At 29.8% G+C, this 20319-nt stretch carries 21 protein-coding genes; 15 read left to right on the plus strand and 6 right to left on the minus strand.

The genetic code is table 11. The features are described from left to right. Nucleotides 1-73 precede the first annotated feature (73 nt). From N5D46_RS07945 to N5D46_RS07955, 3 genes are all read left to right on the plus strand, one after another. Nucleotides 74-805 (plus strand): alpha/beta hydrolase-fold protein, encoded by a 732-nt coding sequence (locus N5D46_RS07945; RefSeq protein ID WP_280049681.1) that lies wholly within the window; start codon nt 74-76, stop codon nt 803-805. Nucleotides 806-888: 83 nt separating this feature from the next. Continuing rightward, nucleotides 889-1239: a hypothetical protein gene (locus N5D46_RS07950; protein WP_280049682.1), complete on the plus strand. Its 351-nt coding sequence runs from the start codon at nt 889-891 to the stop codon at nt 1237-1239. A gap of 19 nt (nt 1240-1258) precedes the next feature. Continuing rightward, a complete protein-coding gene (locus N5D46_RS07955) occupies nt 1259-1528 on the plus strand; it encodes a hypothetical protein (RefSeq protein WP_280049683.1) in 270 nt (89 codons plus the stop codon). 4 nt (nt 1529-1532) lie between these two features. Here N5D46_RS07955 and N5D46_RS07960 read toward each other — a convergent pair whose 3' ends face one another. Further along, complete coding sequence (locus N5D46_RS07960; RefSeq protein WP_280049684.1) at nt 1533-1967, minus strand: hypothetical protein; 435 nt, start codon at nt 1965-1967, stop codon at nt 1533-1535. Nucleotides 1968-2030: 63 nt separating this feature from the next. On the opposite strand from N5D46_RS07960, the gene N5D46_RS07965 reads away from it, so the two are divergent. From N5D46_RS07965 to N5D46_RS07980, 4 genes are all read left to right on the plus strand, one after another. Beyond that, nucleotides 2031-3440 carry an aldehyde dehydrogenase family protein gene (locus N5D46_RS07965; protein WP_280049685.1) on the plus strand — a complete coding sequence of 470 codons (1410 nt, stop codon included), beginning with the start codon at nt 2031-2033 and terminating at the stop codon, nt 3438-3440. A gap of 77 nt (nt 3441-3517) precedes the next feature. Next, entirely contained in the window at nt 3518-3925 is a 408-nt protein-coding gene (locus N5D46_RS07970) for an Rrf2 family transcriptional regulator (RefSeq protein ID WP_219035236.1), read from the plus strand. Between the two features lie 111 nt (nt 3926-4036). Then, nucleotides 4037-5344, plus strand: coding sequence for a tRNA lysidine(34) synthetase TilS (gene tilS, locus N5D46_RS07975; RefSeq protein WP_280049686.1), 1308 nt, complete (start codon nt 4037-4039; stop codon nt 5342-5344). Beyond that, nucleotides 5338-7404 (plus strand): cytochrome c biogenesis protein CcdA, encoded by a 2067-nt coding sequence (locus N5D46_RS07980; protein WP_280049687.1) that lies wholly within the window; start codon nt 5338-5340, stop codon nt 7402-7404. The genes tilS and N5D46_RS07980 overlap by 7 nt, the downstream gene beginning before the upstream one ends. Before the next feature lie 71 nt (nt 7405-7475). Here the strand turns inward: N5D46_RS07980 and N5D46_RS07985 are convergent, their stop codons facing one another. Together N5D46_RS07985 and N5D46_RS07990 are read right to left on the minus strand one after the other, a co-directional pair. Then, nucleotides 7476-10574, minus strand: coding sequence for a M60 family metallopeptidase (locus N5D46_RS07985; RefSeq protein ID WP_125350424.1), 3099 nt, complete (start codon nt 10572-10574; stop codon nt 7476-7478). Nucleotides 10575-10760: 186 nt separating this feature from the next. Continuing rightward, entirely contained in the window at nt 10761-11093 is a 333-nt protein-coding gene (locus N5D46_RS07990; protein WP_160279610.1) for a DUF3060 domain-containing protein, read from the minus strand. 92 nt (nt 11094-11185) lie between these two features. On the opposite strand from N5D46_RS07990, the gene prmC reads away from it, so the two are divergent. From prmC to N5D46_RS08005, 3 genes are all read left to right on the plus strand, one after another. Next, the gene (gene prmC, locus N5D46_RS07995) at nt 11186-12010 is read left to right on the plus strand and encodes a peptide chain release factor N(5)-glutamine methyltransferase (protein ID WP_125350425.1); all 825 of its coding nucleotides are present in this window, start codon (nt 11186-11188) and stop codon (nt 12008-12010) included. Nucleotides 12011-12132: 122 nt separating this feature from the next. Then, on the plus strand, nt 12133-12660 hold the full coding sequence (locus N5D46_RS08000; RefSeq protein ID WP_221857126.1) for a hypothetical protein: 528 nt from the start codon (nt 12133-12135) through the stop codon (nt 12658-12660). 53 nt (nt 12661-12713) lie between these two features. Continuing rightward, a complete protein-coding gene (locus N5D46_RS08005) occupies nt 12714-13280 on the plus strand; it encodes an N-acetyltransferase (RefSeq protein WP_280049688.1) in 567 nt (188 codons plus the stop codon). Between the two features lie 35 nt (nt 13281-13315). On the opposite strand, the gene N5D46_RS08010 is transcribed toward N5D46_RS08005, so the two are convergent. Continuing rightward, the gene (locus tag N5D46_RS08010) at nt 13316-14128 is read right to left on the minus strand and encodes a WG repeat-containing protein (protein WP_280049689.1); all 813 of its coding nucleotides are present in this window, start codon (nt 14126-14128) and stop codon (nt 13316-13318) included. A 131-nt stretch (nt 14129-14259) separates the two neighbouring features. Here N5D46_RS08010 and N5D46_RS08015 point away from each other — a divergent pair, with 131 nt between their 5' ends. Beyond that, the gene (locus N5D46_RS08015) at nt 14260-15264 is read left to right on the plus strand and encodes a hypothetical protein (protein ID WP_280049690.1); all 1005 of its coding nucleotides are present in this window, start codon (nt 14260-14262) and stop codon (nt 15262-15264) included. A gap of 35 nt (nt 15265-15299) precedes the next feature. Here the strand turns inward: N5D46_RS08015 and N5D46_RS08020 are convergent, their stop codons facing one another. Further along, entirely contained in the window at nt 15300-15647 is a 348-nt protein-coding gene (locus tag N5D46_RS08020) for a hypothetical protein (protein WP_280049691.1), read from the minus strand. A 90-nt stretch (nt 15648-15737) separates the two neighbouring features. On the opposite strand from N5D46_RS08020, the gene lpdA reads away from it, so the two are divergent. Together lpdA and N5D46_RS08030 are read left to right on the plus strand one after the other, a co-directional pair. Next, nucleotides 15738-17129 (plus strand): dihydrolipoyl dehydrogenase, encoded by a 1392-nt coding sequence (lpdA, locus tag N5D46_RS08025; protein ID WP_180906650.1) that lies wholly within the window; start codon nt 15738-15740, stop codon nt 17127-17129. Nucleotides 17130-17264: 135 nt separating this feature from the next. Beyond that, nucleotides 17265-18080, plus strand: a complete 816-nt coding sequence (locus N5D46_RS08030; RefSeq protein ID WP_180906651.1) for a T9SS type A sorting domain-containing protein — start codon at nt 17265-17267, stop codon at nt 18078-18080. Nucleotides 18081-18138: 58 nt separating this feature from the next. Here the strand turns inward: N5D46_RS08030 and N5D46_RS08035 are convergent, their stop codons facing one another. Continuing rightward, nucleotides 18139-18351 carry a hypothetical protein gene (locus N5D46_RS08035; RefSeq protein ID WP_180906652.1) on the minus strand — a complete coding sequence of 71 codons (213 nt, stop codon included), beginning with the start codon at nt 18349-18351 and terminating at the stop codon, nt 18139-18141. 92 nt (nt 18352-18443) lie between these two features. Here N5D46_RS08035 and N5D46_RS08040 point away from each other — a divergent pair, with 92 nt between their 5' ends. Further along, nucleotides 18444-19268 carry a UDP-2,3-diacylglucosamine diphosphatase gene (locus N5D46_RS08040; protein ID WP_038335849.1) on the plus strand — a complete coding sequence of 275 codons (825 nt, stop codon included), beginning with the start codon at nt 18444-18446 and terminating at the stop codon, nt 19266-19268. Then, nucleotides 19269-20243: a glycosyltransferase family protein gene (locus N5D46_RS08045; RefSeq protein ID WP_280049692.1), complete on the plus strand. Its 975-nt coding sequence runs from the start codon at nt 19269-19271 to the stop codon at nt 20241-20243. Nucleotides 20244-20319: the final 76 nt, after the last annotated feature.

The following is a 20319-nucleotide window of genomic DNA, read 5'->3' on the forward strand; positions in this document are numbered from 1 at the left end:
CACTCCAAATTTTGGAGTGGTTTTTTTATTGATTTTTTTCAATTAACTTTAATAAAGTCTCAAAAAAGTAGATATGTCAAGCGAATTAAATTACAAAAAGGAAAAGTTATATTCTGAATTTTTAAATCAAGAAAGAAATATTTTTGTTTGGATTCCAGAACGTTTTAAAAATGAAAGTTTGCCTGTTTTGTATTTATTGGATGGCGGCATTAATGAGAAATTTAAACAAATAACAAAGCTTATTGATGAGTTAATTAAATCAAATCGTATTCAACCATTGATGATTGTGGGAATCGAAAATATCAATCGAAATTTTGATTTTACAAGAAATACAAATGTTGTAAAAGACAAAAAATGGGTTCCAGAATATGGAAATGCAGAGAATTTTGAAAAATTTATTGTGTTAGAATTGCTTCCTTATATTTCGAAAAATTACAAGACAAATAACTCGAAAATCATTGTAGGTGAGTCTTTAGGCGGATTGTTGGTAATGGATATATTGTTTTATTTTCCTCATTATTTTGATTCTTTTATTGCAATTGATCCTTCGCTTTGGTGGAATAATCACGAATTGTTTGATTCTTATTTTGAAAAATTTGATTTTAATCTGTTAGTAAATAAAAAGATTTGGATTTCAAGTTCTAAAACAGTTTCAATTTCAAAGTTTACAGATCAATTTGTAGAAAAATTACGCGAAAAAGATAACTTGAAATCAAATTGGAATTATTTACATGATCCTTCTCAAAATCATTTTACAATTTTCAATTCATCAATAGAATCAGCGTTAATATGGACGTTTAAGTAATATTTTTTTGAATGATTCATATTACTTCAATAGGTTTCTCCAACAAGTTTGTCTAAATTTGCAAACCTTTTTAAAAAGAATTAATGCAGTATTTAGAACTACTTTTAATCGGAATTTTCACAGCTTTTATTGGATCATCCATTCCTGGATTGTTGAATATGACGGTGGTGAAAATTGGGAAACAAGAAGGAACTAAAAGTGCATATACTTTTATGTCTGGAACTGCGGTTACGATTGCAATTCAGGTTTATTTAGCAATTTTTCTAGCAAAATTTATTGATTTTAATGAAGAAGTTACCAAAATATTTAGGGAAGTTGGATTAGCTGTTTTTGTAATTATTACGATTTATTTTCTCTTTTTTGCGAAGAAACAAGATCAAAAAAAGAAGAATAAAAAGCTAAAACAACAAGGTGATGTAAAACAAAAAAAATAAATTCATTTATGGATTATTGTTGTCTGCTATAAATGTTTTTCCTATACCTTTTTATGTGTTTTTAAGCGCAACGTTGGTTTCGTATAATGTTAATGTTTTTGGGCAACCAAATAGCTCAGTTTTTGCTTTAGGAGTTGTAGTTGGTTCGATGATTATTTTTGGACTGTATCTGAAATTTTTTAACTCAAAATCGGAAGAAGATTCATTTATTTTGAAGAATATCAACTATGTAATAGGAGGAGTAACGAGTGTGATTTCTTTGTTAACGATTTATCAACTTTTTCAATAAAAATTTAATTCAAATTTTGCTTTGGATGCGAGTATTTAATCAGATATTCCATCACTTCATCACATTCTTTTCCTTCTAAAATATAACTCAAAATATCCTCGATTAATTCATCAATAATTTGTGGATTAAACTCAAATTTTTTAGCTAAATCAATACAAATTGCTTTTTCATTTTGATGAATATTCAAATCCACAACCATTAACAAAACAGCGTCGTACAACAAAGAAAGTCGATCAGTAAATGTTTTAGGCAACGTAAAATCAAACTTCGTGTTTTCATTCAGAATATAACTTACATCTTTGGCAGAAAGTTCATGATATTTGGCAATATCAGAGATAATTTGAATTTCTTTTTCATTCAAATTACCATCACTTTTACCAATAATAAATAAATTTTTGATGTGATTTAATTTATCAACCAAAGTAAGATTATTTTTCATTTGTTGCTTTTTGGGATTAAAAATACTCAAAATAGTAGTAAATTAACGTTCAAATTTTTTCATGTGTCAGATTTTAAAACGAAAATAGATGAGATTTATGATAAGCAATGTGAGAATAAAGCAAATATTCGTCATCTTACTGTTTATCAGCGGAAAGAAAGTTTGAAAAACTTAGAAAATTCAATTCTAAATCATCGTGCTGAAATAGAAGAAGCATTGTTTTTGGATTTAAGAAAATCTAAAATTGAAGCTGATTCTACCGAAATATTTCCAGTTTTAGCTGAAATTCGATTATTTCGAAAGAATTTGAATTGTTGGACAAAAACGAAATCAGTTTCAAATAATCTACTTTTTTTCGGTTCAAAAGCGCAAATTCAACCGGAAGCTTTGGGAAATTGTTTGATTATTTCGCCTTGGAATTATCCTTTTCAATTGTGTTTAGTGCATTTGGTTGCTTGTATTTCGGCTGGAAATACAGCAATTCTTAAACCTTCGGAGTTTTGTCCAAATGTCTCAAAAGTTCTTAATAAAATTATTTCTGAAGTTTTTGAAGAAAATCATGTCGCTCTAGTTGAAGGAGAAATTGAGGAAACAACTTATTTGTTAACCAAAAAATTTAATCATATTCATTTTACAGGTTCGCCAAAAGTGGGTAAAATTGTGATGCAAGCAGGTGCAAAACATCTTTCTTCGGTGACGTTGGAGTTAGGGGGAAAGTCGCCTTTGATTATTGATGGAACAATTCCGATGCAAGAAGTGGTTGAAAAAGCAGTTTGGGGAAAATTGATAAATTTTGGTCAAACATGTATTGCGCCAGATTATATTTTGATTAAAGAAGAATTTCAAGAGCAATTTATAAATATGTTTATTGAACATATTGAAAAAGTTTTTGGAAAAAATCCTGCTCAATCGAAAGATTTAGCGAGAATTGTAAATCTTCAAAATTATAATCGATTAAAAAACTTGATTGAAAATGCAATAGAAAATTGTGCAAATTGTCCTTTTGGAAATGAATACATTGAAGCTGAATTGTACATTAAACCAACTTTATTGACAGATGTTCCAATAAATGCAAAAATTAATGATGAAGAAATATTTGGACCAATTTTTCCGATTTATACATTTAAAGAAATAAATGAAGTAATTAAATCTATTAATCAGAAAGAGAAGCCTTTAGCTTTATATATTTTTTCGAAAGATTCTATTTTTATTGATAAAATTAAAAATCAAACTTCATCTGGTTCTGTGGTAATTAACGAAACATTGGTGCAAATCTTACATCCAAATTTGCCTTTTGGCGGAGTTAATAATTCTGGAATTGGAACTTCAACAGGTTATGCAGGTTTCAAAGATTTTTCACATATGAAACCGATTTTAAAAGTTAATCGTTTTTTAGCGCCATCAAAATTTCTCAATTATCCTTATAATTCTACAACTCAAAAGGTAATTGATTTTTTGATGAAATATTTTTAAATCTCGGTTCAACGATTTAATTTTATATTTGTTTTATACGACAATCAACGTTATTTTTGTAGTTAAATCTTATAGAATTGTTATCAAAAAAGACAAAATACGGACTAAAAGCAATGGCTCATTTGGCCAGACAAGAAAGTAACAAACCAGTTTTAATTGGACAAATTTCTGAAACAGAAGTTATTCCGAAAAAATTCTTGGAGGCTATTTTATTGGATTTAAAAAAGTTAGGTTTCGTCAATTCGAAACAAGGGAAAGGTGGTGGATATTATTTGGCACGTGATGCGAAAGATATTAGTTTAGCATCTTTGATTCGTGTTTTAGAAGGACCAATCGCGCTTTTACCTTGTGTAAGTAAAAATTACTACGAAAAATGTGATGATTGCCCTAACGAAGGCATTTGTACATTGAATAAGGTGATGGTTGAATTGAGAGATTCGACTTTAGAAATTCTTGAAAATAAATCTTTAGAAAGTTTAAAATAAATCTTTAGCCTGAGTTTTTCAGGCTTTTTTATTGTAAAATTTTATAAGAATGAAGAAAAAAAGTATAACTCTTTTTCGAGAATTCTTCCTAATTTCGAACATTTGTATTTCATGAAAAATAGATCTATACAACAAGAGTTTAAAGAACTTTTAGAACAACATTCTTTTTCTACGCATCGTTATTTATTGGCGATTAGTGGAGGGATTGATAGTATGGTTTTGTTAGATTTATTCCGTCAAACAGCTGCAAATTTTCAGGTGGCACATTGTAATTTTCAGTTGCGTGAAGATGACGCGAATGGCGATGAATTGTTTGTGAGAGAATATTGTGGAAAATATAATATACCGTTTCATTCGACTCGTTTTGATGTTGTGGCTTATCAGAAAGTAGGAAATTATTCGGTAGAAATGGCTTGCCGAAATTTGCGTTATGAGTGGTTTGAGCAAGTTCAACAACAAAATCGTTTGGATGTTTTGGTGACAGCTCATCATTTGGATGATAATATTGAAACTTTTTTGATTAATCTTTCTCGTGGAACAGGTTTGAAAGGTTTGGTTGGAATGCAAATTGATAATGGAAAAATCTTTCGTCCACTTTTAAATTTTACAAAAAATGATTTGTTGGAATATGCAAAATCAAATGAAATAAATTGGCGAGAAGATTATACGAATGCGACGGATGATTATACTAGAAATAAGATTCGTCATCACATTACACCAATTCTAAAAGAGCTTCATCCGCAATTTGATGAGAATTTTTTGTCAAGTTTAAATCATATCAATGATAATTATCAAATTGTACAAAATAAAGTTGGAGAAGTTAGAAGTGATTTATTCTCAGGAGATAATCCGATTGAAATTGAAATTTCAGCATTAAAAAAACTTCAACCATTAGAAACATTTTTACATTATTTGTTCGAAAAATATGGATTTTCGTCGAGCAAAGAAATTTTAAAATTTTTGGATGCAGAAACGGGAAGTGAAATAAAATCAGCAACTTATCGATTAATTAAAAATCGAGAAAATTTGTTGTTGCAAAAAATAGAAGAAGAAAATGAAGATGAATTAACGATTTTTGATGAGTTAATTGAAATGAATTCGTTAAATTTGAAGTTCGTGAAATCGATAAATCCACACGAAAACGCTACTGAAATAGTAGACTTTACATCAATATTATTTCCGCTTAAACTTAGAAAAGTGAAAGAGGGAGATTTCTTTTATCCAATTGGAATGAAAGGTCAAAAAAAATTGTTGAGTAAGTTTATGAAAGATTTGAAACTTTCTAAGTTAGAAAAAGAGAAGGTTTGGTTGCTTTGTGACCAAAAAGATCAGATTATTTGGGTGGTAAATCATCGTTTGGATGAACGTTTCAAAACGACAGAAACAAGTAAAAACTTTTTAAACATTACAGTATGTTAAAGAAACTTTGGATACTTTTTTTGTTTCCAATTTTAGTCAACGCACAATTATTTAGTCCTGCAAAATGGTCGAGTTCGGTGAAGGAGGTTGGACAGAATGAGTTTGAAATCGAGGTAACAGGAAAAATTGATAAAGGTTGGCACCTTTATTCAATGAAACATCCTGATGGAGGAATTGGAATTCCAGCAAGTGCATCATTTAAACCAGCTGCAAATGCAAAATTAGTTGGAGGTGCGCGAGAAATTGGAAAACGTATAGATAAATACAGCCAAATTTTTGAACAAGATGAAAAATATTACGAAAATCAAGTAAAATTTGTTCAAAAAGTAAAAGTTTCGGGTGATAAACCTGTAAATGTATCATACACAATCGAATTTCAGATGTGTGATGCCGAACGTTGTTTGCCACCAGATGAAACAAGCGGAACAATAAAATTAACGCCGTCTGCAAAAGTTGAAGAAACGAAAGAAGAGGCGAAGCCAGCAGATGCTACAGAAGCAAAAGATACAGTAGCAGTAACTGAAATTACGCAAGATTCTGTTCAAGATGATTCTACAGCAGTTGTTACGACTACACAAGATACAATCAAAAAAGTTGATGATTCTTTATTAGCAGATAACGAAAAGAAAGATAATGGTTTATTGAAAATCTTTTCTTTAGGATTTTTAGGAGGATTAGCGGCGTTATTAATGCCTTGTATTTTCCCAATGATCCCTTTGACAGTAAGTATGTTTACAAAACAAAGTAAATCGAAAGGAGAAGGAGTTGGAAAAGCCTTTATTTATGGTTTATCAATCATTGTTATTTATGTTGCATTAGGTTTATTGGCGACAGTTATTTTTGGACCATCTGTCCTAAATGAAATGTCAACAAATCCGTGGGTGAATTTAGCATTCTTTGCAATTTTTATTGTATTTGCAATTTCATTCTTTGGTGCTTTTGAATTAACATTACCAAGTAAATGGGTAAATGCAGCTGATAAAGGTGCTGATAAAGGCGGATTAATTGGAATCTTCTTTATGGCATTCACGTTAGCATTAGTATCATTCTCTTGTACAGGACCAATTATTGGTTCGTTATTAGTTCAAGCTACGCAAGGAGGAAACTATTATTCATTAATCGTAGGAATGTTTGGCTTCTCTTTAGCATTAGCGATTCCATTTACATTGTTTGCGATGTTCCCTGGTTGGTTAAATTCAATGCCAAAATCTGGTGGATGGTTAAATACAATCAAAGTTTCTTTAGGATTTATTGAATTAGCTTTTGCCTTGAAGTTCTTATCAAACGCAGATTTAGTTTGGCAAATGAATTGGTTACCAAGAGAAATTTTCTTAGCATTTTGGATTGCAATTTTTATCTTCTTAGGATTATATCTTTTAGGTAAATTTAGATTAGAATTAGACTCACCTGTGCAAACAATTGGTGTTCCGAGAATGTTATTTGCATTGGTTTCGATATCATTTGCGATTTACATGATTCCAGGTTTATGGGGTGGACCATTAAAACTATTAAGTGGTTTAACACCTCCAATGACCTATTCTGAAGCGCCACGAGGTTTCCACGAAGGTGTAGGAGGTGGACAAGCAACAGCTAAATTTGATGATCCAAATATGGTTGCTGGACCTCATGGAATTCCTGCATTCAAAGATTTTGATCAAGCAGCAGCTTACGCAACGAAAGTTGGAAAACCAATGTTGTTAGATTTCACAGGGCATGCGTGTGCAAATTGCCGTAAAGTTGAAGAACGTGTTTGGAGCGATGAGCGTGTGAAGAAAATTTTGGCTGAAGATGTTGTTTTAGTTTCGTTATATGTTGACGAAGCAAAAGAATTACCAGAAGATCAAAAAGTATTTTCGAAAGCGTTAGATCGTAATTTGAAAACAGTTGGTAACAAATGGACTTCTTTCGAGATTGAACATTTCAATGCAAATGCTCAACCTTATTATATTTTGGTTGATAAAGATTTGAATCGTTTTTCTAAACCTTTAGAAGCTGAACTTGATGTAGAAGTTTACCTAAAATGGTTACAAGATGGAATCGCGAAGTATAAAGCGAAATAATTATCTTTTATATAGTAGTAAAAACTCCCGCATTTGCGGGAGTTTTTTGTTTATGAATTATACGTGTTAAACTATTCTTTAATAATCTTTTTCGTGTAATTTGAAGTTTCATTTTTCAATGTAACAATATAGATACCTTTTGGTAATGATTTGAATTTTGAATTGATAGTTTTATTCAATTCATCTATATTTCCAATCGAATTTGTGATGACTTTTCCATTGATGTCAATTACACTTAAATTGTATTGTCCTTTTGAATTGTTAAGTGTAATCTTAATGTTTGAGTCATTTTTGATTGGATTTGGAACAATATTAAAATCCGTAGATTTGATACTTTCGTTAGTAGATAAATTAGTTGGATAAACTAGTATTTTAGCGCCATCGAAACCAACAGCATATACTTTTTTAGCATTGACTGGGAAATCTACAAATGTATTTTTAAACGTAACATCTCCTGTACCTAAAACAGAAACAGAAATTAATTCGTCTTCTTCATTGTAAGTTTCGTAAGCAACAGCATTTGCCCATTTTGCAGTTTCAACAGTTAAAAACGTTCCGTTCGTATTTGTTACAATACTAGCACCTTCACCTGTTTTCCCAGAAAGTTTTAATTTGTCTTTGTAAATATTTACATTAAATGAGTTTAAGTAATGCATTACTGGAGAAACTGGTTTTGGATAATTTTTGGATTTGATATACGATTTTGCTTCATCAATCATTTCTTGCGTGACAATGATAGTAACTTTTCCGTAGTCATCAATTTCTTTAGTAACAGGAGTAAAGAATCCGATATTTGTAAAGAAGTCAGTTAAGTCCTCTTGTACAGCATCTGCTAAATCTTTAGCGAAATTTAGATTATTTTGACCCATTGTTATTTTAGAAGAATCTCTATTTCTTGCTTGTTCAGCAGTATAAGCAAACCAATGTGCGTAATCAATACCAGTTGAAGGTGAAACAGTAGTATTTTTTAACTCGTCTGACATATCATTATCAAAAGCTAAAGTTGGTGCACCTTTAGCAGCTCCAGCTAATTGATAATACAAACTTAATTGCCAAAATGGAACTAATTTTCTGAAATGAGGATCATCATCAATATCATTAAAACTTTTTTTGTCGATTAATGTATGTTTGATAAATTCACCATATCTGTTTCCTGATACTTTAGGATAATTAGTAGCATCTCCTGTTTCCGATTCAACTCTTAGATAATTAATACTTCCATTTTGTTTTATTAGATTATAAGTAGCCCAAACTGAATAAATATTATTTGTAACTTCTGTAGTTCCAGTCCATTTTAAATCTGGTCTAATTTGGTTAACATGTCCCAATTCATGAGCTATACCCCAAACATCTAATCCTGTTGGAGAAGCTGAGTTTGCAGCACCCCAAGTTAAATCTAAATGTGCTCCAGTTCCGCCAGCAAACCAACCACCTTTATTCTCTGTGTAAACTAATTGTTTTGTATTGAAGTCTTTATTGTATTTGAAGAATCCCATCAATTCTCGTTCAGATTTTGTGATAGCATCGTATTTATCTATTAATGCTTGAGGAGAATTAACATTATATAATTTTACAGGAGTTTTATCAATAATAAGGTGTGTGTAATATCCTACAATATCTACTTTAGAATATACATTATTTTCTACTATTTCTTTCCATTTTTCAGTTGTTGTAGAGTAGGTATTATAAACACCATTTACGATACCTGATACTACATTTAATTTTATATTTGGTAGATTATTAGAATCAGAATAATAAGAAATATATCCTAATCCATTATTTTTCATTTCAATAGCATTTATTCCATTTGATAAAGGGTAAGAGATATCAGTTACATTTGCTTCGTTAGCAGAATCTCTAACACGTAAATATACACTTTCACCAGAAGGAATACCACTTACAAACATAACGCTAGTTGTTTTTTCCGAAAAAACTATTCCTGTTGGATTTTCGTAAGCATTGTAATTTCCAATTTTGTATTCTTTATTGATAGAAGCTATTGTTTTATATGCTTTATGTTCGTTAACACGATCTATTTTTTTGTATTTATTATCTAATAGGCATTGTGCTAAAGATTTAACAAAAGGAGATGTAGTAATTCCATTAATTGTTTGTTGATTTACGCCTGAATTTAATTCTGAGAATAAATCATCTTTAAAAATTGTTGAATACTTTTTCTGATCAAACTTGTTTGAATTTTTTTGATAAAATTCCATCTCGGCAACACTTGCAAAATTTCCTTTGCCATCTAAAATTTCTAATTTGATAGAAGAAGGTTTTATCTGTGATGGAAAAGATATATTTCTTACATCATTTGTTTGCGCAAAATCTTGTGTAGAAATTTCAATATAAGTAGGATCAGCTATAGTATTGTAACTAACTTTTACTTTTCCTAATAAACCATTTACTCCACCATCATTTCTTGGATAATAGATCAGATAATCTAATGGTGTGTTTCCATCAAAAGCATAAATTAATGAAATAGGGAAAGTTTTTTCAGTAGAATTGTAGTTAGAATGATAAAGCGTATTGTAATCTCCATCAAATGATTGCTCTATGTTTTCTCCTGTTTGAAAACTTGATGCTGACGAACCTGCAACTAATGGAGAAACTTTCATATCCTTATAGTTTGAGAACTCATTTGTTTGTATTACACACTCTGAAGCTATTGGAGTAATTTGATCAGACGAGTAAAACTCAACTTCCGCAGCACTCGAGAAATTTCCTAGAGCAGCATTCACTTTTATTCTAATGACTGCTGGATTGATAATTTCTTTATCAAAATCAAATTTTTTAGATGTAGAATCTCCAGCCCATGTTATAGCACTCGTAGTCGCTGTTTTGAAATTTGTTGGATCATCTTTAGTTGAATATAAAATTTCAACATTTGTCCAAATTCCATTAGTACCTGTTTGCCTTGGAAAATAGGCAAGGGATTTTATAGATTTAACTTGACTGTTGAAACTAAAATCTAATTGATCTGGGATTCCATTTTGATTCCATTTAGAATGGTACATTGTCGTTAATATACCATCTGCGCTAAAAGTAGCTTCATTACCACTTTGTGCCTCTTGTTTAGAAGTAACACTAGAAACGGGCATTTTGTATTCCTGCGCAAAAGAATCTATACCAAGTAAAATCATACTTAGTAGGAAGTAATTTTTTTTCATAAATAATTTGTGTTAATTGATATTTTGTTGTTTAGACAAGTTAATTAATACATTTTATTTATAATCAGCTAGGAACCAATTTGAAAAAAAAATAAGGAAATGTTAAGAAATAAAGAATCCCTTTCTTTAATAATACAATTAAGAAAGAGATTCTAACTATTAAAGACATAATAAATGAAAAGATTTTTACTGCTTTTTGATAATTGTATTATTATTTCCCTCAATTATTTGAGGTAATTTACCATTTTTAGATAATGCTTTACGATAATATAATGTATTTCCTTCGCCAGCTAATTCAGCAGAAGTTAATCCATTAACAGATATTGTATTATTTGTTCCCATGATTTCAACTTTGGTACAATCTCCTTTCAAATTGATCACATGTCCACTTCCGCCAACTTCTACTTTTTGTCCCTTACAATCTAACGTTAGTTTTTTATTATTTCCATCAATTTCTATCTGCGCAAAAGAAAGGTGACTAATAAATAACATCGTAACAGCACATAATAATTTATTCATTTTCATTGTGATTTCTTTTTTGGTTACTTTTTAGAAATCAAGAATCGTGCACTTTCAATTAATAAAATCTAACTTTACAAAAATTTAACAAAATGACTTTAGTTGAGCTAAAACAATTGTTTTTAGATAAATTGCAATTACTATATGATAAAGAAGAAGCTTCTCATATTTTCATGATTTATGTAGAAGATAAGTTGAATCTTGATTTATCTAGCCGAGATGAAATTGAATTAACGACTGAAATTTTATCAGATTTAGAACAATTAAAAAAAGGTCAACCGATACAACATATTACTGGAAAAGCTTTTTTCTATAACGATTTCTTTTTTGTGAATGAACATACATTAATTCCTCGTCCAGAAACGGAAGAATTGGTTGAATTAATTAGAAATGATTATGCTCAAAATCAAGATATTTCTATGATTGATTTAGGAACAGGAACAGGATGTATTCCTATTTCGTTGGCAAAATTATTTCCAAATGCAAATGTTTCAGCATTAGATATTTCTGAAAATGCATTGAAAATAGCACAATCAAATGCTGAAAATTTAAAAGTTAATATAAATTTTTATCACAATAATTTACTGGAAGACATTCAATTAAACCATAAATTTGATGTAATTATTTCAAATCCACCTTATATCCGAAATCTTGAAAAAAAAGAAATGCATCAAAATGTTTTGAATTTTGAACCTCATTTGGCGCTTTTTGTTGAAAATGATGATGCTTTAATTTTTTATGAACGAGTAATAGATTTTGCTAAAAATCATCTGAAAGAGAATGGTAAAATTTATTGCGAAATCAATCAATATTTAGGAAAAGAGACAAAACAATTATTTCAAAAATTTTATCAAAATGTAATCATTCACAAAGATATTTCTGGAAATGATCGTATGCTAAGTGCTTCTAATCAATAATTATCTATAAGAATCTTGTTTTATTTTCTGAAAAGATTTAATTTTAATTCAATAATCGTTCGCAATTTGGTATTAAAATTGTTAGAATTGATTCTATTATTAAAACAATTAAATAAACAACTATGAAAAAATTATTTGTATTAGTGGCAGTTGCTTCATTATCATTTGCTACTTCTTGTAAACAAGAAACTTCAAAAACAACTGAAACTAATGTAACTGTAGATTCATTAGCTAATGATTCTACGGCTGTTATCAAAGAAACGACAACTACAACAACTACATTATCAGAAACTGATGCAAAAGCGAAAGTAGACGAAGCAAAAAAAGCTTTAGATGAAGCAAAAGCGAAAGGTGATAAAGCTGCAACAGAAGCTGCACAAAAAGCTTATGACGATGCTAATAAAGCGTGGATTGATGCAAAAGCTGCTGTAAATAATGCTGCGCAAGATGTAAAAGATGGAGTGAATAATACTGTAGATAAAGTAGATGCAAAAGCTAATCAAGCAAAAGAAGATATTAAAACTGTTGCAAAAGATGCAAAAGCTGATATCAATGCAGCTGCAAAAGATGTGAAAGCAGAAGCGAAAGAAGCTGGAGAAAAAGCAAAAGAAGGATATAACAATACGTTAGATAAATTAAAAGCGAAATAATTTCAAAATAATTATTGCTAACTTAGCCTTGAGAAATCTCAAGGCTATTTTTTATGTTAAATTTTAGAGAAGCAACAAAGACAGATGCGTTATCAATTGCAAGATTGATGATGTTAGCGATGGATAAAATCGTTTATGATTTTATTGGAAAAACAGATTATGAAGAAGGAGTTTTATTCTTGAAAAAATTAATTGAACAAGAAGAAAATCAATATAGTTATCAAAATACAGTTGTTGTAGAATATGATAATCAATTTGCTGGAACAACAACTTTTTATGATGGAGGAAAATTAGAAGAACTTCGAAAACCAGTTCTAGAATTATTGAAAAATGATTATAACCAAATTATTCATCCGCAAGATGAAACACAAGCAGGTGAAATATATATTGACACAATTGCAGTTTCTGAAGATTTTAGAGGAAAAGGAATAGGTTCTAAAATATTGGATTATTTGATTGATGGAATAGGAAATAAGCAAGGCAAAACTTTAGGTTTATTGGTCGATTTTACAAACCCAAATGCAAAGAAATTGTACGAAAGAAAAGGTTTTGAAGTGGTTGGGGAAAAAATGTTGATGAGCGAAAATCATGAACATATGCAGTATAAACCAAAACAATAGATAATAAAAAAAGAGCTTTGAGAAAAGCTCTTTTTTTATTTCATTACTCCTAATTGTATTAAGATTTTTTCTTCGTACGGATCGATTGTAAATTGTTCAAATTTCACAAAATCTTTTCCATTTTTTAAGTAACCTAATTGATAATTTTGACGAATAACAGCTTGATTCTCGAAACTTTCTAAAATTGGTAATTCAGAAATTGGACCTAAAATTTGTTCGTTTTTGGTTGAAATTAAACCAAAATGCATCAAATAATTCTCTTTTGATAAGAAATATGGAAAATAAGCTAATATATCTGGACGCTCAATTTTTAGTGAAGTAGCTTCTCCAAAAGTGGCAAAATTTTGATCGACTGGCGTTAAATATTCGTATTGATAATCTATAATTAACTGATTGTTTTTATCAATCATTCCCCATTTTCCATCTTTTTCAACTCCAGCTAAACCAGCTCTAAAATCTGTACAACCATCATATTCGAATGGGATCACAACTTGATTTAATAAATCAATAAAACCCCATTTTCCATCTTTTTTTACAGCACAAATATTTTCAATAAAATCACTTGTTAAATCATATTCGAACGGAATCAAAATCTGGTTAGATTTTGTGATAATACCCCACTTATTCTCCTTTTGCGCGCTATAGGCATTAACAGTTGTGAGCACAAGTTTTTGATATTGAAAAGGAATAATTACATTTCCTTCTTTATCTATTAAACCAAATTGATTATCAATAGATATTGGTGCCAAATTGTTGCGATCGAAAACAGTTAATTCTTCAAATGTCGTTGTTTCCTTGTGAACAAAATCGTCAAATTGGTCGGTATCTTTTGGTGATATTTTAGTCATAATTCTATAATTCGACGCAAAATTAATTAATCAAAAATTAATAGTTTATATATAAATTTTAAAATATCCGATTTTAAACACTTTTTGTAAATTTAATTCTTATTTTTGTGAGAAAGCTTAAAGTATAACCTATGAATTTTTTTACTAAACTATTTTTAACCACAACTGTTATGGCGAGTAGTTTTGTTGCTGCTCAACAAGATAGTATAAACATTACTAATTTACCAACTACAATTAATAAAGATTATTCTTTTGAAGGAGTATGGAAAATTTCGAATGATGGAAATACATCTAACTATAAAATATCTGGAGGAAAATTGACAAATTATTCAAACAAAACAAGTCAGACTTTATTTCTTGATTTATATTTTGCTCCATCAAAAACATCTGTAGATTTATATAATTTACCGAATAAAATCAATACAAACGCACAATTAGGGCAGTTAGAAGGAAATGGAACAAGTTTCAATAACGTTATTGTTACTTTTAAAGCTTCAGATCTTCAAACATTAGCACAAGGAGATTATACACCAATTTTGTTATTGAAAGAAAAAGAATCAGGTTCTATTTTGAATTATAAAGTTTTGAGTAATAAAATTTCTTTAGAATCTAATAATATTTTAATTGATAAAGTTGTAAAGAATGTAGAATTACCTCAAGTTACAGATGCTAATACTTTAGCTTCTACAAAGAATATAGACGCTACTTTATCAGATATATATACACCTGTAGAAAGTTCTTTGAATATAGCGAATGTAAATAAAAAACTAAAATTAGTTGGAGGTTGGAAGTTAGAAATTGATTTCAATTCGTTGATGGTTACAGTTGGTGGAGTTGATAATTCTATACAGAATTTAGATTATAAACCTACAAATGACTTAAAGTTAATGGTATATTTTTCAAACCAAAATATAACAGGAGTTAAAGAAATAGACGGATTTGAACTTCTAAATCTAGATGTTTCACCAATTTCTGCTTTTACTAAAATTGAAAAGCTAAATTTTACTACAAATATCACAAAATTGGTTCCCGCAGGTGAATATTATCCTATTTTAGTATTAACCGAAAAAAATGAGGAAGGAAAATATGTGATGAAATCAACGTTAAGTTTAGGTGAAAAATATATTTGGCAGTAAAATCTAAATAATATATAAAAATAAAAAAGCAACGATTATTTCGTTGCTTCTTTTGTTAAATACTGTTCAAATTTCAATCCTTTTATGTTATAAGGATCAAATCCTTTGTATAAATCTTCTAATAATTGCATTACTTGAAAATAAGTAAATAATACTGAATATGAAGCTTGTTCTTGATAAACAGGGATTTCTACTAAAAATAAAAATCGATCATATTTCGAAATCTGAACAGTATTCCCATCTTGATTCATCAAACCAATATAACTTCCGTCATAATCAGGTAGGTTATGAAAAATCTCAATAGCTTGTGATAAACTACCTTCTAAAGGTAATTCAGTTTCGACCTGTAAGTCGTCAGCGTAATTTTCAAAGAATATTTTCACAGTGCAAAAGTAAGAAATTTTAATCTATTTTAAGGAATTCCTTTTTTTTCGGGTTATAATTATTAAATTAGCATTCAAATTATGGAAAAAATGAGTTACGACATTATAGTTATTGGAAGTGGTCCTGGAGGATACGTTGCAGCAATTAGAGCAGCACAATTAGGTAAAAAAGTAGCAATCGTAGAAAAAGCTGAATTAGGTGGAATCTGCCTTAACTGGGGATGTATTCCTACAAAAGCTTTATTAAAATCTGCTCAAGTATTCAAATACTTAAATCATGCAGAAGATTTTGGAATTAACTTACCTTCAGATATTTCATTCGAATTTGGAAATGTTGTTTCTCGTAGTAGAGGAGTGGCGGATCGTATGAGTAAAGGTGTTCAATTCTTAATGAAGAAGAACAAAATTGAAGTAATTCAAGGTGAAGCAAAAGTTTTACCAGGAAAAAAAGTAAAAGTTACTGCAGCAGATGGTTCTGTTAGTGAATTATCTTCAGAAAATATAATTATTGCAACAGGTGCACGTTCTCGCGAGTTACCAGCTTTACCACAAGATGGTAAAAAAGTAATTGGTTACCGTGGTGCATTAGCAATGGAAAAACAACCAAAATCAATGATTGTTGTAGGTTCTGGAGCGATTGGAGTTGAGTTTGCTCATTTCTACAATACATTAGGAACAAAAGTGACAATTGTAGAGTTTTTACCACGCATTGTAAATGTTGAAGATGAAGATATTTCGAAACAATTACAACTATCTCTTAAAAAATCTGGAATCAATATCTTAACAAATGCAGAAGTTACAGGAGTTGATACAACTGGAGATTTAGTAAAAGCAACAATTAAAACTGCTAAAGGTGAAGAAATCATCGAAGCTGAAGTTGTTTTATCTGCTGTTGGTGTTGTTCCAAATACAGAAAATATCGGTCTTGAAGAAGTTGGTATTGCAACTGAAAGAGGTAAAATTGTTATCAATGATTTTTGTGAAACATCTGTAAAAGGATATTATGCAATTGGTGATGTTGTAAAAGGAGCAGATTTAGCACACTTAGCATCTGCACAAGGTATTTTATGTGTTGAGCATATTGCTGGTGAAAAAGTAGAACCAATCGACTACGGAAATATTCCAGGTTGTACATATTGTTCACCAGAAATTGCGTCTGTTGGGCTTACAGAAGCAAAAGCTAAAGAAGCAGGTTACGAAGTGAAAGTTGGTAAATTCCCATTCTCTGCAAACGGAAAAGCTGTTGCAAATGGAGCTGCTGATGGATTCGTAAAAGTTGTTTTTGATGCGAAATACGGTGAATGGTTGGGATGTCATATGATTGGTGATGGAGTAACTGAAATGATTGCTGAGGCAGTTGTTGCACGTAAATTAGAGACTACAGCTCATGAAATTATGAAATCTGTACACGCTCACCCGACAATGGCAGAAGCTATTATGGAAGCGGTAGAAGATGCATATGGACATGCAATTCATATCTAAGAAATAAAATTAAAATTTATAGTTGAAGCAGCCTTTTGGCTGCTTTTTTATTTTACCAAATCGTTAATTTTATAACAGATATGTTTTCATTTAGTTTTTTAATTATCTTTATAAAAATAATTAAAAAAATACAATATGAAAAAATTCTATTCTTTAGTAGCAGTTGCTGCATTATCAACATTATCTTTTGCTCAAGTAAACGCAATCCCTGGGTCTGATTTTGAAGATTGGGCTAAGTTTACTACAGGAGTTAATAAATTCGGTCTTAAATCGTATGCTGTTCAGGGAGTTGGTAAAGGTGTTAATGGATCTAATTCTTTAAATATTACAACAACGCCAACTGCAAATGATTATGTTTTTACATCATTATTAGGAGGTACTGTTTCTACTCAACCAAAAGAAATTACTTTTTGGGTTAAAGGAACATCAGGGAAAACTTTATCATTAAATGTATATAAAAGTGATGGAGGATATTACGCATATAATGTAGGAGATTTATCTTCAGATTCAAAAATTTCTTCATCTGCAAGTAATCAATATACAGGTGTTATTGATACAAAAGGAAATTGGGTAAAGGTAACATTGGATTTATCTGATAAAAAAGATTTAAATGTTGCTGATTTAACAAAAGACTTTTTTGCTTTAAAAGTAGGTAAAGATGCTGCTTATGCATTGGATATTGATAACATTCAATTATGGGATGTTAATATGAATGTATATGATTTAACTTCTACTAAAGCAGTTTCTAATACATTATGGACAAATACAGCTTCTTTCAATGTAAAAGATAAAACAATTGTAGAAGTTTACAATATTAACGGACAATTGGTAAAATCTTTCGAAGTTAAAGGTGTTCAAAATGTAGATGTTTCTTCATTAGTTAAAGGGACGTATGTAGTTAAAACTACTTCTAACGGAAAATCTTCTACTCAAAAAGTAGTAAAAAAATAAGAAAGAATATATTGTTAATCTAACAAAAAAGCGATTCAGTTTACTGAATCGCTTTTATTTATTCTTCTAATTTCTGAATCTTAAAACCTGCATCTGTCACAGCTTCTACAACTTCTTCTTCATCTTCGGTTGTTGTCACAGTCAGTACTTTTCGTTCATCAGAAGTATCAACTTTCCAATTGTCTTTACCTACAGCTTCGTCCAAAAAAGGTTTTACAGATTTGATACAGCTGTCACAATTTATATTTGTTTTGAATTTCAATTCGCTCATAACTTTACAATTTAGACTCAAATTTATAAAGATTTCATAAGATTAAAAAAACGTTTAAGTAATATTTGATTTCGAAATTTAAATAAAAATCAATGAAGCGTAATCTTGATGTTGTTGTTATTTCGGATGTGCATTTAGGAACTTTTGGTTGCAAAGCACAAGAGCTGTTAGCTTATCTACAGTCAATCAATCCAAAAAAAATTATTCTCAATGGTGATATTGTGGATATTTGGAATTTTAAGAAAAGTTATTTCCCAGAAACGCATCTTCAAATTATTAGTTATTTGTTAAATCTTTCAGAACAAGGAATTCCAATCGTTTATATAACAGGAAATCATGACGAATTGTTACGTAAATTTACCACAATGCGTTTTGGAAATATTCTTTTAACGGATAAATATATGTTGAAACAAAATGATAAAGTCGCTTGGATTTTTCATGGAGATGTGTTTGATGCATCGATTCAACATTCGAAATGGATTGCGAAATTAGGTGGTTGGGGTTATGATAAATTAATTCAGTTGAATTATTTTATCAATAAATGTTTAGAGTTTTTTGGAAGAGAACGTTATTCGTTATCTCAAAAGATTAAAAATTCAGTGAAAAAAGCGGTGAAGCATATCAATGATTTTGAACAAACTGCTGCCGAATTAGCGATCGAAAATGAATATGATTATGTAGTTTGTGGACATATTCATCAACCACAATTGCGAAAAGTAAAAACGGATAAAGGAATTTGTGTTTATATGAATTCGGGGGATTGGATTGAGAATTTATCTGCTTTAGAATGTGTAGACGGAAATTGGTCAGTGTTTTATTTTGAAGAACATAAACATACTTTGATGCAAAATTTAGAAGAAATCGAGTTCAATTATTCGTTAGATGAACTGATTGTTTCAATTCTCAATAAAAAATAAATGAAAATTTTATACGCTTTGCAAGGAACAGGAAATGGACATTTGGCTCGTGCGCAAAAAATGTTACCAATCCTTGAAGAATATGGAGATTTGAATGTTTTTGTGAGTGGTTCTAATTCACAATTACAACTCGAAAATTATCAATTTAAACATCACAATGGCTTGTCGTTGTTTTATAATCAGCTTGGGAAAGTTTCGTATAAACGAATTTTTAAGGAGAATAGTTTTAAATCTTTTTGGAATGAAGTGAATCATTTTCCAATTGAAAAATATGATTTGATTATTAATGATTTTGAACCAATTACGGCACATGCAGCACGAAAGAAAAAGATAAATATTGTTGGTTTGAGTCATCAAGCTTCGCTTTTATTTGATGAAACGCCAAAGGTGAAAAATAAAACAGGTGAAACGATTTTGAAATATTACGCACCAACTTCTAAGCATTACGGTTTTCATTTCGAAGAATATAATGATGCTATTTTTTTACCTATAATTCGAGATAAAATTAGAGCATTGCACCCAAAACAAAAAGATTATTATTTGGTGTATTTACCAAGTTTTCATCCAACTGAAATTATGGAGAAATTATCATTGATAAAAGATTCTAAATGGAAAGTTTTTTCACCTTTTGTGAAAGAAGTTACGCGTCAATTTAATGTTGAAATTTATCCAATTGATGAACGTCTTTTTACAAAAACCTTAGAAAATTGCAAAGGTGTTTTGTGTGGTGCTGGTTTCGAATTGCCTGCCGAAAGTATTTATCTTAAAAAGAAGCTTTTTGTGATTCCGATCAAAGGTCAATATGAACAATTGTGTAACTGCGAAGCTTTAAAAATGATAGGCGTTGATTATTCGTATGATTTGAATGTCGAACAATTGCAACGTTGGGTGGATTCGAATAAAATTATTGAGAAAGATTTCCCAGATCAAACCGAAGAAATCATTCAAAAAGTAATTTTAGAAGCGTCTCATTAATTATTTTTCCAGAAAGCAGGCGTAAATAAAATTAAGATTGTATAAAGCTCTTATCGTCCCAAAACCATTAAAAAAC

This window comes from Empedobacter sp. GD03865, from assembly GCF_029840775.1.
Classification (GTDB): Bacteria; Bacteroidota; Bacteroidia; order Flavobacteriales; family Weeksellaceae; genus Empedobacter; species Empedobacter falsenii_B.

What these genes read in the sequence shown, in the direction of transcription:
- N5D46_RS07945 (WP_280049681.1), top strand. Translation starts at nt 74, where the DNA reads ATGTCAAGCGAATTAAATTACAAAAAGGAAAAGTTATATTCTGAATTT.
- N5D46_RS07950 (WP_280049682.1), top strand. Translation starts at nt 889, where the DNA reads ATGCAGTATTTAGAACTACTTTTAATCGGAATTTTCACAGCTTTTATT.
- N5D46_RS07960 (WP_280049684.1), bottom strand. Translation starts at nt 1,967, where the DNA reads ATGAAAAATAATCTTACTTTGGTTGATAAATTAAATCACATCAAAAAT.
- tilS (WP_280049686.1), top strand. Translation starts at nt 4,037, where the DNA reads ATGAAAAATAGATCTATACAACAAGAGTTTAAAGAACTTTTAGAACAA.
- N5D46_RS07980 (WP_280049687.1), top strand. Translation starts at nt 5,338, where the DNA reads ATGTTAAAGAAACTTTGGATACTTTTTTTGTTTCCAATTTTAGTCAAC.
- N5D46_RS07985 (WP_125350424.1), bottom strand. Translation starts at nt 10,574, where the DNA reads ATGAAAAAAAATTACTTCCTACTAAGTATGATTTTACTTGGTATAGAT.
- N5D46_RS07990 (WP_160279610.1), bottom strand. Translation starts at nt 11,093, where the DNA reads ATGAATAAATTATTATGTGCTGTTACGATGTTATTTATTAGTCACCTT.
- prmC (WP_125350425.1), top strand. Translation starts at nt 11,186, where the DNA reads ATGACTTTAGTTGAGCTAAAACAATTGTTTTTAGATAAATTGCAATTA.
- N5D46_RS08000 (WP_221857126.1), top strand. Translation starts at nt 12,133, where the DNA reads ATGAAAAAATTATTTGTATTAGTGGCAGTTGCTTCATTATCATTTGCT.
- N5D46_RS08005 (WP_280049688.1), top strand. Translation starts at nt 12,714, where the DNA reads ATGTTAAATTTTAGAGAAGCAACAAAGACAGATGCGTTATCAATTGCA.
- N5D46_RS08010 (WP_280049689.1), bottom strand. Translation starts at nt 14,128, where the DNA reads ATGACTAAAATATCACCAAAAGATACCGACCAATTTGACGATTTTGTT.
- N5D46_RS08015 (WP_280049690.1), top strand. Translation starts at nt 14,260, where the DNA reads ATGAATTTTTTTACTAAACTATTTTTAACCACAACTGTTATGGCGAGT.
- lpdA (WP_180906650.1), top strand. Translation starts at nt 15,738, where the DNA reads ATGAGTTACGACATTATAGTTATTGGAAGTGGTCCTGGAGGATACGTT.
- N5D46_RS08030 (WP_180906651.1), top strand. Translation starts at nt 17,265, where the DNA reads ATGAAAAAATTCTATTCTTTAGTAGCAGTTGCTGCATTATCAACATTA.
- N5D46_RS08035 (WP_180906652.1), bottom strand. Translation starts at nt 18,351, where the DNA reads ATGAGCGAATTGAAATTCAAAACAAATATAAATTGTGACAGCTGTATC.
- N5D46_RS08040 (WP_038335849.1), top strand. Translation starts at nt 18,444, where the DNA reads ATGAAGCGTAATCTTGATGTTGTTGTTATTTCGGATGTGCATTTAGGA.
- N5D46_RS08045 (WP_280049692.1), top strand. Translation starts at nt 19,269, where the DNA reads ATGAAAATTTTATACGCTTTGCAAGGAACAGGAAATGGACATTTGGCT.